A 385-nucleotide genomic window follows, 5' to 3' on the forward strand; every position below is an offset into this window, starting at 1 on the left:
AATTATGCTCAACTTGATACTAGAATTTTTGGAGAAATTTACGAGGATTTGCTTCAATATGATTTGAGGATAGCTGAATATACTCTTCATCATGTTTTTGAGAATGGGGCATACTGTGTAAAAAAAGTTAGTTAATTAGGGATAATAAATGAATTGTCAAAAATTTCACGATCTGTTAGTTCTGTATAAAGAGCTTAGTGAGTTTGAAGAAAAGTATGGCAAAGGTAAAACTATTGGCGATTGGATTGCATACATAGAAGAGAGAGAAAATCAGGAAATTCAAAAAATTCAGGAAAGAGCTGAGTCTTTAAGTTTACGTTTTGCAAAAAAACTTGATTGTATTCGTGTAAAAAATAGAGGATGATATGTGTTTACTTTGTACATA

1 protein-coding gene is annotated in these 385 nt (G+C 30.4%); it reads left to right on the forward strand.

All coding sequences use genetic code 11. The features are described 5' to 3' along the window. Window positions 1-148: 148 nt before the first annotated feature. Window positions 149-364 (forward strand): hypothetical protein, encoded by a 216-nt coding sequence (locus U881_RS0102390; RefSeq protein WP_024653111.1) that lies wholly within the window; start codon window positions 149-151, stop codon window positions 362-364. Window positions 365-385 lie beyond the last annotated feature (21 nt).

The sequence above is a fragment of the Borrelia persica No12 genome, from assembly GCF_000500045.1.
GTDB lineage: Bacteria > Spirochaetota > Spirochaetia > Borreliales > Borreliaceae > Borrelia > Borrelia persica.